Origin of the sequence: Pelagibacterium sp. (genome assembly GCF_035555455.1) — a bacterium.
GTDB lineage: Bacteria > Pseudomonadota > Alphaproteobacteria > Rhizobiales > Devosiaceae > Pelagibacterium.
The window spans coordinates 1-14,924 of record NZ_DATMGM010000050.1 but is presented as its reverse complement, the minus strand read 5'-3'; the positions used below and the strand labels follow the sequence as shown (position 1 = coordinate 14,924).

The following is a 14,924-nucleotide window of genomic DNA, read 5'->3' as shown; positions in this document are numbered from 1 at the left end:
TTGGCCAGCGCCTCGTCGTCTCCGCCAATGATGACGATGCGCCGACCATCCACCTTCATCGAAACCGGAAATGTACCGAGCCGCACCACCAATGCCGCCTCCTGCCAGGGTCATCAAAGCCCACATTAGGAACAACAAGGCCAGGCTCTTCCACAAAGCCTGGCGCGTTCAAACCTACTGTAAAATAAGGGCTTTTTCCTTAGCCAGCAAGCGCACTCCGGTGCATCGGAGAGTTATTTCCCCCCGCGTTTCCCGCACGAAACTCCCGACACGACGCTTCCCCGCGCGCAGAAAATAATTCCGTTTTGTCGGTATGCAGGAAAACACGACTGGACAGGTCGTCTATCGACTTTCCCCGTCCCTCCCGCCTCCGCCGCCCCCAGCTATCCCCGTCGTCCCGGACTTGATCCGGGACCCAGTAACCGGCAACGCAAGAAGTTCCTCACAACGTCGCCACCAACCCACCCTTCTCCCCTTGAGGAAGAAGGTGGTTCGCGAAGCGAGACGGATGAGGGGTGCGCTAAGTTCGCACCGCTCACATGCGATGACAAGAGGCCGCTGACGGCCGCTCATCACCCCTGACGGCTCGGCACGTTGACCACGAGCCCGTCGAGTTCATCGCGAATTTTGATCTGGCAGGACAGCCGGCTGGTTTCGCGCACGTCAAAGGCGAAATCGAGCATGTCCTCTTCCATCGACGAGGGCCCGCCGGTCACGCCGAACCACTCTTCGCCCACATAGACATGGCATGTGGCGCAGGTGCAGGCACCGCCGCATTCGGCGACGACCCCGCGCACGCCGTTGCGGATTGCCGTTTCCATCAATGTGGACCCGTTCTCCGCCTCGACTTCAACGCGCGTTCCATCGGGTTCGATGAAGGTGATGGCAGGCATGGGAAGGCTCCGGGACAATATAGGTGAGGTGCCCCGGATATAGGACGCGGATTGGCGTCACACAAGGACGTCACTATTGGGGCAATTTGACGCTCGAATGCCCGCAACTCCATACATTTTTCAGCCAATGTTTGCCGAAAATTGGCTCAGTCGCGCACGATCGAGGCGATATAGGCGCAAACCTCCGTTACAGCCATTTCGAGATCGGCGAGCGTTTCCTCGTCGAGCGCACCATTCTCGGCGAACTCCGCCTCGGCGGCGCGGGCCTGCTCGGCCAGCGCCATGGCGCCCACGCCCTGCGCCGCGCCCTTAAGTGTATGCAGGCCCAGGGTTATTTCGAACTCATCGCTCGACGTGCGCACGCGCTCGAAATAGTCGATGACCTGCTGCTCGAACATGCGCAGCACCTCGCCCGCCAGGCCGTCATCGCCCAGCGTCTGCCTTGCCAGATGCATCAGATCTATGGGGCGGCTGGTCCGGTCGACCCCCGGGGAATCGAGCCCCTGCCCCTGGCTTGGCCGCATCATGATCTTCCCTCGTGCCACTGTCTCAAACCGTCTCCAACCCTTAACCCTGATTGGATAAAAAGACCCTTAACAGCCGATATCGTCTATGCTTTCCGATTGAGGGCGAACTTGAAAAAAGTCGTTAACGGTCTTTTAATAAAGATTTCAGCAATGGCGCCAAACCGTGTATAACTCTATGGTAGAGCAGGCGGCAGTGTGGGCCACTGCGGGGGACGTCTCCGCGCTTTCATCCCACCATTACCGGCAACGCCACGGTGGCGGCATATTTATGCCGCGGTGTTGTCGCAAAAGCCGCGGCTCAAAGTGCGGCGCAGAGTAAAGAGTAGTTAGTGTAATGGCGAATAAGGCGACCCCCCCAAAGGACGATCCGGCAGCGCTTGCGTTTTCCGCTGTCGAAAACGCACTCAAGGATTCGGTCTTCTCCATGGATGACAAGCCCGCCCGAAAGGTCGAAAGCCAGCCAGCCCGGCGCGAACCGCGCAAGGAGCCGCGCCCGGCCGCCACCAATACCGAACGTCTGCGCGCAGCCGACAAGATCGCCGCGCAGGCTTCAACCGTCGCCAATGACGACCGCTCGCCCGCCGCGTCCGCTTTTTATGCCCTGCAAACCCGCGCCTCCAACGCGCCCCTGTGGTTCGCCATCACGGCTTCGGTGCTGTGGCTGGCCGGTGTCGGGCTGATCGCAGCTCTGCGCTATGGCGGTCAGTTCAGCGAGGGCATGACCTTCGGCCACTTCGTGCAAAGCCTTGATTTCGCTGCGCTTGCTGCGATTGCCTTCCTGCCCGTCCTGGCGATGATTTCTATCGCCTTCCTCGTGCGGCGCGCCCAGGACCTGCGCCTTGCCGCCGCCTCGATGACCCAGGCGGCCATGCGGCTGTCGGAACCTGAATCCGCCGCCGCCCACAAGATTGCCACGGTCGGCCAGGCCGTGCGCCGCGAGGTCAACGCCATCGGCGACGGCCTTGAACGCGCCCTGTCGCGCGCCGGCGAGCTCGAAGTGATGGTCCACAATGAAGTGACCGCCCTTGAGCGCACCTATTCCGACAACGAAACCCGCATGCGCCAGCTCATCGAGGAACTGGCCAGCCAGCGCGATTCCGTGGTCACCAATTCCGAGCGCATGCGCGACGCCATCGCAGCTGTGCACGGCACCGTCACCACCGATCTCGACCAGATCGGCACCACCCTTACCGAGCGCCTGCGCAGCACCGGCGGCGAAATCACCGACGCTATCGCTGAACGTGGCTCTGCGATGGCCGAGACCATCGAATCCGCCGGCTCCGCCATCGAAGCCAATTTCGACCGCCGCAGCCGCTCCTTTGCCGAAACCATCGAAGGCCGCACCGCCGAGCTCATCTCCGCGCTCGATGACAGTTCCAGCCGTCTTGATGGCACGCTGACCAGCAAGGCCGATGCTCTGGCCAGCGCCATCGACGCCTCGACCGACCTGCTCGACACCACCCTCACCTCCAGCGCCAGCAGCGTGCAGATCGCCCTTGAAGGGCATGCCAATATGGTTGAATCCGCGCTCACCGATACCACCGGGCGCCTCAACACCCTTCTTGACGAACGCACCGAGACCCTGACCAGCGCGCTCGATGCCCGCAACGCGGCGCTCGCCGAAACCCTTGGCGGCGGTGCCGACCGTATCGAATCGACCTTTTCGGGCCGCACCGAAGCGCTCACCAGCGCCCTGTCCGCCCATAATCAGGCGCTTTCCGAAACGCTGGGTGGCGGCGCCAGCCGCATCGAAGCGACGCTCTCGGGCCGCGCGGAAGCCCTCGCCAGCACCCTCGACACCCACAATGAGGCTCTGGCCGAAACCCTTGGCAGCGGTGCCGAGCGGATCCAATCCACGCTCTCCGGTCGCGCCGAAGCTCTCGCCAGCACGTTCGAGGCGCACAACCAGGCCCTCTCCGATACCCTTGGCAGCGGCGCCGAACGCATTGAATCCGCGTTCTCCGACCGCACCGAAACCCTGTCCGACGCCCTCGACATGCGGGCTCAACAGGTATCCGAAACCATGGATGCGCGGATCAATTCCCTGGTCAACGCGCTGGATTCACACACCATTTCGATCTCGGCAGCCATTGAGGAAAAATCCGCCTCGCTCGGCGACGTTCTCAAGGATTCCACCGAATCCATCCTGGTCGATTTCTCGCGGCGCTCGGAAGTCCTTGGCTCCACCTTCGCCGCGCTGGGCGAAAAAGTGTCGGGCGACATCGTGGGCCATGCCGAAGAAGCGCAGGCCACGCTGGGCCGCATCACCGAGCGGCTCGACGAGACGTTCTCGATCCAGTCCAACGCGCTCGAAAGCCAGATTCAGTCCATGAGCCTGCGCCTCGACGATGCGCTCGAAGGCACCGCGGAACGCACCCGCGACGTCCTCACCCGCGCTGGCACCGATACGCTGGCGCAGCTTGATGCGCGCGTTGACGAAATTTCCGTCATCCTCGACAGCCGCATCGGCCAGGTGGATTCCATCGTCGGCGACAAGGGCGAAAAGCTCATCGCCTCGCTGGATTCCCACACTTCCGAAATCGCCGACCGCTCCAACCGCCTCGAAACCCTGCTCGACGAAAAAGGTCGTGCGCTCAGCACCGCGCTGGACGCGGGCACCGAAGGCTTTGCTGCGCTGGCCGACGCCCGCACCGCCGCGCTCTCCGAAGCGCTCGACAGCCGCTCGGAGGCCTTCACCGCCAATATCGATGCGCGCACCGACGCGCTGGCCGCCGCGCTCGATTCCCGCGCCGATTCCCTCAACGCCAGCCTCGATATCCGCACCGAGGCGCTGACATCGGCGTTCGATGGCCGCGCCGAACAGATCGGGGCAGCGCTCGATGGTCGGGCCGAAGAAATCGCATCCGCCATCGACAGCCGCACCGAACAGTTCACGTCGGCCATCGATACCCGCACCCGTCAGCTCACCTCGGCCCTCGACAGCCGCTCGGCAGACCTCAACGCCTCGCTCGAAACCCACACTGGCCAGTTCACCTCCGCCCTTGACAGCCGGGCCGAACAGCTCACCGCGGCGTTTGACGAGCGGACCGGACAGTTTACCGAAGCCCTCGACAGCAAGAGCGAGCGTCTCACCGCCACCCTGGACGACAAGACGGCGCACTTTGCCTCCGCCCTTGACGGCAAGGCCGAACAGTTCACCTCTGCCCTTGATGGCAGGGCTGAACAGTTCACCTCGGCGCTCGACAGCCGCAGCGAACAGCTTACCGCGGCGCTGGATGCCCGCACCGTACAGCTCGATACCACCATCGCGGCCCGCACCACCCAGATCGACGATACGCTGGCCGAACGCGCCAACGCGATGAATTCGATGCTCGACATCACGGCGAGCCAGCTGTCGGAAACGCTCACCGAACGCACCCGCTATATGGGCAGCGTCATCGACGAATCCTCCGACCGTCTCGATCGCACCATCACCGACAAGGCCCGTGGACTCGAAGAGGCCCTCGACGAGAAAACGCATCATATGGCCGAGGCCATTTCGGGTCGCACCAGCGATCTGACCAGCGCCGTCGATGCTTCGGGCGAGCGCATCCGCGCCACCATCGATGGCAGCCTGGCCCAGGTTGCCCAGTCCATGGAAGACCGCTCCAGCCAGGTGTCGGAGCTGATCGAAAGCAAGGTGTCCGAGCTCAACTCCAATATCGGCCGCGAAATCGACACCGCCGTCGCCCGCATTGCCGACGCTGAATCCGGGGTCACCGCCCGCATCGATCAGGCTGCGACCACCGTGGGCCAGAGCGCCCGCGACGCTGCCGATCTTGTGGAATCGCGCCTCACCGAAGCCCGCAGCGCCATCACCGAAATGGTCGATGACCGCCTCGGCACCCTGCCCGAAGCGATCACCACCCGCGCTGAAATCACCGCCGAGCGGCTGGCCGGCCTCAATGAGGCGATCCACGGCACCATCACCGACTCCATGCGCGATCTCGAATCCGGGGCCGACCGCATCGAATCCACCCTCACCGGCTCGATCCACAGCGCCATCGGTCAATCCATGGCCGATCTGGAAAGCGGCGCCAACCGCATCGAAACCGTGCTCAACGACAAGCTGGCCAACGTCACCGCCAATATTTCTGCCGATGTCGAACAGACCGCCATGCGCATGGACGCCGTGGTCCGCAAGGCCATGGAAGAGCTGCGCACCGCCGCCGTCCATATCGAGGATCTGGTGGAAGTGAAGGCCGTGCACACGGCTGACGAGCTTGGCCGCAAGGCGTCCGAGATCAACCGCATCGTGTCCGAGCATACGGACCGGTTTGCCGAGATCATCGACACCAAGCAGAATCAGCTGACCAATGCACTGGGCAGCCAGACCAATTTGCTGCGCGCCGCCATCGAGGCCAATGCCCGCGATTCCGAAGAGATCATGGCGGAATCGACCAACCGCATTCAGCACGAGGTCACCGAGTCGCTGCGCAAGCTCAACGACGCCAACCTGCTGCTCCAGCGCGTGCTCGAATCCTCGACCGGCAATCTGGCCCGCCTGCAAGGCAATGTGGCCGAGCAGACCGCCGGCTACTCCAACGCCGTGCGCGATGCCCTCTCGGGCACCGAGCAGGCTGGTGTGGTCATGGGCCAGCACGTCGAAGCCCTGCAATCGACCATTTCGACCATGCTTGAGCAGTTCAGCCAGATGTCGGGCAAGCTCAATGCAGAAACCGATGGGTTCACCAGCGCCGCTGCCTCGCTGGCCGAAGTGTCCAATTCCACCGTGGACACGCTCGAAAACCGTCGCGGCGCCATGGATGCACTGGCCGATGGCTTTGCGGCCCGCACGGAAGAAATCGACAATCGCCTGCGCGGCTTCGCCCAGTCGATCGCCGATACCGTCAACCAGACCGAACGCCGCCTGATCTCGGCCCGCAAGGCGATGGAAGAGGCCCTCACCTCGACCTCTGATGCGGTCACCGGACAGATCACCACCATTGGCGATCTGGCCACCGGCGAAGGCCAGCGCGCCAGCGAAGCCCTGCGCCAGAGCCAGACCGATCTGCTCGGCGACATCGAGCGCGCCTATGCCGACGCCACCCGCCGGTTCACCGACACCGCCGACGCCATGCGCATGACGGCCTCGCAGCTTGGCCAGGAACTGGAAGCCACCCGCAACGAATTGCAGCGCTCGGTACTCGACCTGCCCGAGGAAACCCGCGCCAGCGCCGCTGCCATGCGCCGCGTCGTGGCCGAACAGATCGAGGCCCTGTCCGAGCTCAATGCCATCGTGCGCGCACAGCCCGGCACCCACGAAGTCTCCGGTCGCTCCGCGGCTCCGCGCACGCCTTCGGCCCGCCTTGCCGCCGCCGAGCCGACTCGCCGCGCAGAGCCCGCGCCCGCTCCTGCTGCCCCCGCGCCGCAGGCGAGCCGCCCTGCCCCGGCCTATCGCACGGCGCCGCAACCGGCAGCTCAGCCCCAGCGCGAGCAGGCCCCGGTTATGGCTCCGTCCCGTCCGGCTGCGCCCCAGCAGAAGTCGCCGTCTGAGCGGCTCAACGAGGCCCTCGCCCAGTCGCGTCCGGCTGCTGAACCGGCCACCCCGGCAGCACCCCAACAACAGCAGGAAGGCGGCTGGCTCCGCGACGTGCTGCGCAACGCTTCGGCCAGCCAGGCCGGCAACCAGCGCCCGCTGAACCTTTCCAGCCTCACCGAGGACATCGCCCGCGCCATCGATGATGATGCGCTGGCCGCTGCCTGGAACCGCTATCAGGACGGCGAGTCGGGTTCGTTCAACCGTCGGCTCTACACCATCACCGGCCAATCGACCTTCGACGAGGTGCGCCGCAAGCTCCAGCGCGATCCGGAATTCTCCCGCACCGCAGGGGCCTATATGGGTGAGTTCGAGCAGTTGCTGGGCGAAGCCGCCAACACCCCAAATGGCATGCAGCAGACCTTCAACCTGCTCATGAGCAACCGGGGCAAGGTGTACACCATGCTCGCCCACGCCAGCGGTCGAGTGAACTGATAGCCGCCTACCCCGCCGCAAGCGGGGTCCCGCTCAAAACAAAAAACGCGCTCCTTCCGGGGCGCGTTTTTCGTTTGTAGCCGAGCTGTCTTAAGAGGCTTGCCCGGCCTGCTCGCTGCGGGTTTGCTTGATGGCCAGCGACAGGACGATCATCAGCGCCCCCACCCCCGAAAGCGCCGCCGCGGCGTAATAGCTGTTCATCCCGAACAGCGACACCAGCCGCCCGAACACCACCAGCGCCGCCACCGATGCGATCTGTCGCAGCACCACATAAAAACTCTGCGCTTCCGCTGCGATGGCTTCGCTCGTCCAGTTGGCGATGAAATTGACGATGCCCATATAGGCCAGCCCAAAGGTCGCCATATGCAGGCTTTGCAACAGCGCGAGCTGCCAGATTTCGGTCGAAACAGCCATGCCCGTCCACCGGATCACGCCGCCCGCGCACGCCGCCAGCAGCAAGTGCCGCGCCGAAAACCGCCTGGCGAAATGGGCGAAAAACAGCATGGTGACGATCTCACCCACCGGCGCGACGACCCACAATATTCCCAGCGCTGCCTCCGGCACCCCCGCCCGCACCCACAGCAGCGCCCCAAAGCTGATCATCAGCATATGGCTGGCCTGAAGCAGCGCGGTGCCGATCAGCGCCAGCACGAACCAGGGCCGCAGCACCTGGCGCATCGTCATCGCCATTTCCGGTGACAATGCCGCCGCAACCGCCTCAGGCGCCCGCTCGTCGACGCCCCGAAACAGCGGCAGCGGCAGGGAGAGCCCGCCGCGCAACATGCACGTGGCGATAAACAGCGGCACGAACACCGCAATGCCCAGCCACCCGAACAGCCATCCCGTCAGCGCGACCATGCCGATATAGCCGAACGTTCCCCAGATGCGCACTTTGGCAAAATCTGATCCCCGCCGCCGCGTCATGCGGATGGCCGCCGCGTCGATCACCGGCTCGATGGCCATGATGGGAATGACCACCAGCGTGTTGAACAGCAGCACGCCCCAGAATTCATCGACCAACACAAAGCCCAGCGACACCACCGCGCTCACCAGCGATCCTGCGATGATGACGCTGCGCCAGTCTCCGGCCCGATCGGCAATCCGCCCGACCACAAGATTGAGCACGATCATGATAACGATCGGCATGGCGCTGATCAGGGAAATTTCTTCTTCGCCGATCCCCCGTGAATCGAGCCAGATCGGCAGCAACAGCGTGGAGACGCCCGCCGGCAGGAACAGCGCGGCGTAATAAAGGCCCGTCCGCATTTCAGGCGTAGCAAACCGGGCTGACAGGCTCGATGGCATCAGGACTTCATCCGCAAGGCTGGAGCGTTCCGAGGTCAAGTGGAACCGGATTTCCGGTTCGGAAACGCGATATAGAGGGAGATCGGCAGCGCCCGAGCATGCGCTGCCGCACCCGTTCTGACAAGCGGGCCCTTGCGTCAAAATCGTAAGATTTCCGGTGCGTCAGGGCGTTTCCAGAGCGCCGCCCGTCATTGTCCCGAAAGCGGCCTCGCGCCGCCCGTCAGAAGCGCTTGGCCAACCGTGCCAGCCGGTGCACCGATCCGGATTGCCCATTTTCGGAAACACCATTGCCCGCCCGCAATTTGCCCAACCCGCGGCGCTTGCGCGGCGGTGCCGTAAGCTCTTTCCAGCGGATCAGCTCGAACGCGCCGTCATGGTCCTCGACGATAGCGGTACAGCTTTCCACCCAATCGCCGGAATTGATGTAGTGGATGCCGAATTTGTGGTGCATGGCCGCATGATGGATATGGCCGCAAATCACCCCATCCACCTGGCTGGTGCGCGCTTCGAGCGATAGCGCCTGCTCGAACCGCCCCATCAGGCTCACGGCATTCTTGACCTTGCGCTTGGCCCATGCCGACAGCGACCAGTAGGAAAGCCCCAGTCGCCTGCGCACCCAGTCGATCGGCGCGTTGACCTTCAGGGCAAGATTATACGCCCAGTCGCCCACATGGGCGAGCCATTTGGCGTTGGCCACCACCACGTCGAACTGATCCCCATGGATGACGAGATAGCGCTTTCCGTCGGCGGTGATATGGACCATGCGATCGACGATCTCGACCCCTTCGAAATAGGTGCCCAGATAGTCCCGCAGGAACTCATCGTGATTGCCGGCCAGATACACCATGCGCGCGCCGCGCCGCGCCTTGTCGAACAGCATATTGGCCAGTTCGTCATATTCCGGTGGCCAGTGCCATTCCTTTTGCAGCCGCCACCCGTCGATCAGATCGCCGACGATATAGATCGTGTCGGCGTCATGAACGGCGAGGAATTTCAACAATTCCCCGATCTGGATCGTCTGCATCCCCAGATGCACATCGCTGATGAACAGCGCGCGCACGTGCCGGGGAGTCTGCGTTTCTTCCATACGGAAAGAAGTCTCCGTTATGCCTCTCCGCCAAACCGATTCCCGGCCTGCGCGGCGCCGCCACCATAAGGTGAGATGAAATAAATTTGCAGGCTTTTCCGGTCACAGCCCAAGATTAATGGCTTGTCGTGCCGCAATCGCAACGATCACGGAAGGATGCCGGTGCCGCGCTTGAGCGCCAATATCCGTTGATAGCTCTGGGCGATCCGCGCAGCAAACTCTGGTCGCTGACGCCCTTCATTGACCAGAATGGCGTGAATTTGCGCGCCCAGTTCCGGATCATACGCCGCCGTGTTGGAAAACAGCAGGATATCCACCCCGGCCTCGACGGCCCGCACCACAGTATCGTGGAGGTCGAAGCGCGATCGGATGGCGGCCATTTCCAGATCGTCGGTGATCACCACGCCCCCAAACCCCAGTTCCCCGCGCAATATATCCTCGATCCAGGTGCGCGACAGGCTGGCTGGCAGACGCCCGGCGCCGCCCTGCTGAATATCGGCGTTATAAAGATGCGCCACCATCACCATGTCGGCCTCTCCACCCCCCACCAGCCGACGATAGGGCTCCAGCTCGCGCGGTTCCCACACCCCCGTAATATCGACAAAACCGTCATGGGTGTCGTCGGCGCTCGATCCGTGTCCGGGGAAATGCTTGAGCGCGGTCGCTATGCCATTGGCCCTGTGGCCCGCGACAAACGCCCCGGCAAATGCCGTCACCCGCTCCGGATCGCTGCCATAAGCCCGGTCATACCGGGCAATGATCGGATTGTCGGGATTGAGGTCGAGATCGACTACCGGACCGAAATTGAGATTGAAGGCCAGCCGTTTGAGGTCCCGCGCCATGCCCGCATAAATGGCTTCGGCCCGCTCCGGCGTGCCCGCAGCGATAGCCTTGGCCGACGCGATTTCCTCAAATCCCACTGCTGCGGTCAGCCGCTCGATGTCACCGCCTTCCTGATCGAGCGCGATAAATGGCGGCAGCCAGGGCCGCGCCATGATCAGCGACCGGTTGATGGCCCGCACCGCGCCCAGGCTCTCGACATTGGTGCGCAGGTACATCACCCCGCCCACCTGCCCCCGGGCCACCTGGTCACGCACGGCTTGTACGCCCGCGTCATCGATCCCCGTCCCCGAAAACCCGACCATGACCATCTGCCCGGCCTGATCTTCGAGGCTTTGTGCGCCAACCGAAATCGGAAAAAGTGCAACACCGACTGTAAGACAGATCGACAGGAACAAACGCATGATCAACTTTCAGTCGCAACGAATTGGGCCATGGACAGTGCCCGATGACACTCCGCCAGCGCTCACACTTTCTCAATTTTAGGGCAGAACTCGGTCATGTTCCATGCGGGAAAGAAATCTTCTTCCGCCAGCGTCAACTTGGTCAGAATCTCGGCGGCAGGTCCTGGACGAGAGAAGAAATAGCCCTGCCCAACCGTGCAGCCCCCCAGCCGCAGCAGCCAGGCCTGATCCTGCGTTTCAATGCCTTCCGCCACCACGTGCTTGCCCAGCGATTCCGAAATCATCAGCACCGCCCGCACGATGGCCGAGGCCTCCGCGTCGTCAGGCAACCCGCGCACGAAACTCTGGTCAATCTTGATGGTATCCACCGGCAGACGGCCCAGATAGCTCAGCGACGAATATCCGGTGCCGAAATCATCCAGGGCGATTCGCACACCTTCGGCCCGCAAGGTTCGGAGTGTGTCGATAACCGGCGACGTCTCCGCCACAATGAGATTTTCCGTGATCTCGATATAAAGCCGCTCGGGCGCCATGCCTGACGTCGCCAGCGCCAGGCGGACATCCCCGATCACGTCCCCATGCTCGAACTGCAGCGGCGAAACGTTCACCGACAGCCGCACCGGCTTGGGCCAGGATGCAACCTCCTGGCACGCGGCATGCAAGATCCACCGGCCTAATTCGATGATCAGACCGGTTTCCTCTGCTGCAGGAATGAACTCGGCTGGCGAGACATTGCCCAACTCGGGATGGGTCCAGCGCGCCAGCGCCTCCACCCCGATGATTTCACCGGATTCAAGATCAACCTGCGGCTGGTAGTGAACCGAAAACTCTCCCCCGTCGAGCGCCGCCCGCAGCGCAACTTCCATATCCTGCTTGCTCTTGATCCGCGCATCCATCTCCCTGGAAAACACCAGCGGGCCGGTCCCCGGCCGGTCCGAAGCGATCGAGAGCGCCAGCCCCGCATGGCTGACCATGGTGTCGGCGCTGCACCCCGACAGGTCGGAATCGGTCATCCCTACCCTGGCCCCGACGATGGCGTGGTGGCCGTTCAGCGTATAGGGCCGCGCCACTTCGGCGATCAGCCGCTCGGCATAATCGCGCCCCTCGTCAGCGCCCAGAACTCCCTCGCGCAGCACCCCGAAGGCATTGCCTTCCAGCCGCGCCACGCTGACCGCCCCCATCTGGCCCAGCCGTTCCGCCACCTGTCGCAACAGCGCGTCGCCATAGGCGTGGCCCAGCGTATCGTTGACGACCTTGAGCCGTGACAGGCCCACAAGGAAAATGCTGGCACCCCGCCCCCGGCCCGCCGGCGTCGCCAGCAGCTTTTCCGCGTCCTCGACAAATTTGACCCGCGAGGTCGCCCCGGTCAGCGGATCGTGCTGCGCCAGATAGGTGAGCTGCTTTTCCACCGCTCGCCGTTCGGTGATGTCCCGGAACGTCAGGCACGCCACCCGCCCGCCTGAATTCGAATTCACCTCCCCCGCCTCGACCGTCGAGAGCGTCACCACGAACTCGACCAACCGCTCCCTCTCGCCGCAGGCGATGACCTCCTCCGAGACCCGGTCCATGATGGTGCCGTCATCGAGCGCTTTTTCCAGCGCCGTGCGAAACACCGGCGGCAGCACCCTGTCCATCGCAGAACCCAGAAGGCCCGGCGAAAGCACCTCTTCGGCCAACCGGCTCGCCGCGCGGACGGTCCGCGTCTGATCGACCACCACCACGCCGTCGAAATTGTCCGCCACCACCCGCATCAGGATTCCCCGCATCGAATCGCGCTCCCGCGCTGCGCTGTCGAGCGAATGCCCCCGCGCTTCGAGCTCATACCAGAACGCCGTCGCCACGAGCCCCAGTTGCGCCAGATGAATCCCCGCCGTATCGATCAGCAATCCCGCATGCACCTGCAAGACCAGCGCGGTGAATTCGAGAATTCCGCCATAGGTCAGCGCCCCGGCAATTGCCGCATGCAACGTCATTTGCCGTCGAAAGACCGCGAACAGCAGCCACACCCCGGCTATGATGGGCATCACCGGCAGGGGCCCGGCCTTGATCAGCATCCGGTCCTGCCGCACCGTTTCCGCCGCCAGCAGCTGCACCGATGGCGTCGAGAGCATCGTGTAGCGCGGCACCGAGCGACTCGATTGCTGCGAATAATATGCAAACCCAACCAGAACCTGCCGCCCCTTGAACAGTCCCGGTTCGAACCGCCCCGACAGCAGGTCCGACAGCGTCACACGCGGCACCGTGTCCAGATCGATGGCGAAGTCGATGAGAAATTCCGTTTCCGGCACGGCCCGTTCCGGCGTCAGCGCGGTCGCCAGCGATTCGATCATCCACCCCTGGTGGGAAATCCGCGTGGTATAGGTTTCGCTGGTGAACTGTCGCAGCCCGGTATCGATGAACACCGGCGGCGCCAGCGCCGCAATCCTGTCGGGCGGCATGTCGACGACCGGCTCGCCCTCGGGTCCTTGCGAGAGGGTGGCCACCGTTCGTGCCTTGCCCTGCGCCCGCATCAGCGCTTCAACCAGCGTCATGTCCCAGGGCGCATCGAGCGCGTCCCCCAGCGTCCCGTCCAGCACGATGGTCCGCGCGCCCTCGGCGTCGAGCACATCCACCGCCCTTGCATACAGGCCCCGCGCCGCTGTCGCGCTGCCCGCCAGCCGGATCGCGGAGTCATCGATCGCCACGAAGATGATGTCACCGCTCGCCGGCCGCGACGTGAGCGAATAGCGCAAATCCCGCAATGCGGAATCGACCGACGAGAGCCAGCCCATACCCACGGCGATGATAGCGAAGGCACAGACGATGGCTGTAACGATAAGATGTCGTGCTCGCGTCACCGTCTGCCAACGTCTCCCTGCCGTGTCCGCCGGTGGCCATGCGGATCGGCTCCTTTATCTCCCAGCCGGTTGAACAAGCCGTAAATGCAAAATGCCGAACACCGTGGATTTGGTGTCCGGCATTCTCGGATTTGCTCGCGGGATCGGATCAGCTGTGCTTGGAATTCGCGATCAGATCATCCACCACGCTCGGGTCGGCCAGCGTCGAGGTATCGCCGAGCGTCTCGTAATCGTTTTCGGCCACTTTGCGCAAAATCCGCCGCATGATCTTGCCCGAGCGGGTCTTGGGCAGCCCCGGCGCGAACTGGATCAGGTCAGGCGAGGCAATCGGCCCGATTTCCTTGCGCACCCAGTTGCGCAACTCCACCGCGAGTTCGTCCGAAGGCTCGTCGCCATCCATCAGCGTCACAAAGCAGTAAATACCCTGTCCCTTGAGGTCATGGGGATAGCCGACAACCGCCGCTTCCGACACTTTGGGGTGCGCCACCAGCGCGCTTTCCACTTCCGCGGTGCCCAGCCGGTGCCCGGAAACGTTGAGCACGTCATCGACCCGCCCGGTGATCCAGTAATAGCCGTCGGCGTCGCGCCGCACGGCGTCCCCCGAGAAATAGAACCCCTTATACTGCTCGAAATAGGTTTCCTTGAAGCGCTGGTGGTCTCCATGCACGGTGCGCATCTGGGCCGGCCAGCTATCGGAAAATGCCAGCACCCCGGAAGCTTCGCCCTCCAGCACCTTGCCGGATTCAGGATCGAGCACCACCGGTTGTACGCCAAAGAACGGCTTGGTGGCCGACCCGGGCTTGGTGGGAATGGCACCCGGCAGCGGCGTGATCATGAAGCCGCCGGTCTCGGTCTGCCACCAGGTGTCGATCACCACGCAACGCTCGCGCCCTACATAGCGGTGATACCACAGCCAGGCTTCGGGGTTGATCGGCTCGCCCACCGAGCCCAGCAGCCGCAGGCTGGAAAGATCGGCCCGTTCGACGAACTGATTTCCGGCCCCCATCAGGGCGCGGATCGCCGTCGGGGCCGTGTAGAAGATGTTGACCTTGTGCTT

At 63.6% G+C, this 14,924-nt stretch carries 8 protein-coding genes; 1 reads left to right on the top strand and 7 read right to left on the bottom strand.

All coding sequences use genetic code 11. From position 1 onward, the window contains the following. Positions 1–572: 572 nt before the first annotated feature. Together VNS12_RS10010 and VNS12_RS10005 are read right to left on the bottom strand one after the other, a co-directional pair. A complete protein-coding gene (locus VNS12_RS10010; RefSeq protein WP_325487690.1) occupies positions 573–893 on the bottom strand; it encodes a 2Fe-2S iron-sulfur cluster-binding protein in 321 nt (106 codons plus the stop codon). Positions 894–1,039: 146 nt separating this feature from the next. Beyond that, positions 1,040–1,420, bottom strand: a complete 381-nt coding sequence (locus VNS12_RS10005) for an Hpt domain-containing protein (RefSeq protein ID WP_325487689.1) — start codon at positions 1,418–1,420, stop codon at positions 1,040–1,042. 334 nt (positions 1,421–1,754) lie between these two features. On the opposite strand from VNS12_RS10005, the gene VNS12_RS10000 reads away from it, so the two are divergent. Further along, positions 1,755–7,394: an apolipoprotein A-IV repeat region-like domain-containing protein gene (locus tag VNS12_RS10000; protein ID WP_325487688.1), complete on the top strand. Its 5,640-nt coding sequence runs from the start codon at positions 1,755–1,757 to the stop codon at positions 7,392–7,394. 90 nt (positions 7,395–7,484) lie between these two features. On the opposite strand, the gene VNS12_RS09995 is transcribed toward VNS12_RS10000, so the two are convergent. The 5 genes from VNS12_RS09995 to VNS12_RS09975 all read right to left on the bottom strand — a co-directional run. Beyond that, the gene (locus VNS12_RS09995; RefSeq protein ID WP_325487687.1) at positions 7,485–8,738 is read right to left on the bottom strand and encodes an MFS transporter; all 1,254 of its coding nucleotides are present in this window, start codon (positions 8,736–8,738) and stop codon (positions 7,485–7,487) included. Between the two features lie 181 nt (positions 8,739–8,919). Beyond that, positions 8,920–9,786: a UDP-2,3-diacylglucosamine diphosphatase gene (locus VNS12_RS09990; protein WP_325487686.1), complete on the bottom strand. Its 867-nt coding sequence runs from the start codon at positions 9,784–9,786 to the stop codon at positions 8,920–8,922. Between the two features lie 146 nt (positions 9,787–9,932). Beyond that, a complete protein-coding gene (locus VNS12_RS09985) occupies positions 9,933–11,030 on the bottom strand; it encodes a glycoside hydrolase family 3 protein (RefSeq protein ID WP_325487685.1) in 1,098 nt (365 codons plus the stop codon). A gap of 62 nt (positions 11,031–11,092) precedes the next feature. Next, positions 11,093–13,867, bottom strand: coding sequence for an EAL domain-containing protein (locus VNS12_RS09980; RefSeq protein WP_325487684.1), 2,775 nt, complete (start codon positions 13,865–13,867; stop codon positions 11,093–11,095). Positions 13,868–14,015: 148 nt separating this feature from the next. Continuing rightward, positions 14,016–14,924: AMP-binding enzyme (locus VNS12_RS09975; RefSeq protein ID WP_325487683.1), on the bottom strand; the 909-nt coding region annotated here is incomplete at its 5' end.

Excerpts from the sequence above, each read along its gene's own strand:
- VNS12_RS09985 (WP_325487685.1), bottom strand. The coding sequence starts at position 11,030 with ATGCGTTTGTTCCTGTCGATCTGTCTTACAGTCGGTGTTGCACTTTTT.
- VNS12_RS09990 (WP_325487686.1), bottom strand. The coding sequence starts at position 9,786 with ATGGAAGAAACGCAGACTCCCCGGCACGTGCGCGCGCTGTTCATCAGC.
- VNS12_RS10000 (WP_325487688.1), top strand. The coding sequence starts at position 1,755 with ATGGCGAATAAGGCGACCCCCCCAAAGGACGATCCGGCAGCGCTTGCG.
- VNS12_RS10010 (WP_325487690.1), bottom strand. The coding sequence starts at position 893 with ATGCCTGCCATCACCTTCATCGAACCCGATGGAACGCGCGTTGAAGTC.
- VNS12_RS10005 (WP_325487689.1), bottom strand. The coding sequence starts at position 1,420 with ATGATGCGGCCAAGCCAGGGGCAGGGGCTCGATTCCCCGGGGGTCGAC.